This is a genomic window from Bergeriella denitrificans NBRC 102155 (assembly GCF_001592185.1).
Lineage (GTDB): Bacteria > Pseudomonadota > Gammaproteobacteria > Burkholderiales > Neisseriaceae > Neisseria > Neisseria denitrificans.
The window spans coordinates 1-619 of sequence record NZ_BCWL01000383.1 but is presented as its reverse complement, the minus strand read 5'-3'; the positions used below and the strand labels follow the sequence as shown (position 1 = coordinate 619).

Sequence of the window (619 nt, the reverse complement as noted above, 5' to 3'; positions counted from 1 at the left end):
CCTTCAAATACAGCTCAAAATGCTCTTTGGGAATGCCGTTAAACTTACGCAAATGTCGTTTTGCCTGATTCCAAAAGTTCTCAATTCCGTTAATGTGATTCTGCCGTTCTGCAAAATGTGTGCTGTGATTGATGCGAAAATGTGAAAATTCGCTCACATCAAGTACATCATAACTGCGATAGCAATCCGTATAAACCACGCTGTCGGGTTTCACTTTTTCGCGGATAATCGGCAGCAAAGTAGCAGTTCGTGTATTCGGTACGGCAACGGTATAAACCTTGCCGTTTCGCTTCAAAAGCCCGAATACAGCCACTTTGCCGGCAGCACCGCGACCGCGTTTGCCTTTGCGTTGTCCGCCGAAATAGCTTTCATCTGCTTCTACTTCGCCATCAAACATTTCCAAATGCGGGCTGTTTTGATAGATGAGTAGACGTAGACGATGAAAATAATAGGCGGCGGTATTTTTGTTTACACCGACCAGTTCGGCAGCTGTCCGTGCTGTAACACCTGCGACAAACAGCTCGATGAGTTTGTTTTGTTTGTACTGGCTTAAACGGCTTTTTCTCATAAGGGTATTCTAACTTAAAATTAGATTTCCCTAGTTATCTAGGACAGCCCC

Annotated in this window: 1 protein-coding gene; it reads right to left on the bottom strand. The window is 44.6% G+C overall.

The features are described 5' to 3' along the window. The coding region (locus BDE01S_RS10920; RefSeq protein ID WP_066081514.1) for an IS1595 family transposase at window positions 1-568 on the bottom strand (568 nt) is incomplete at its 3' end. Between the last annotated feature and the right edge of the window lie 51 nt (window positions 569-619).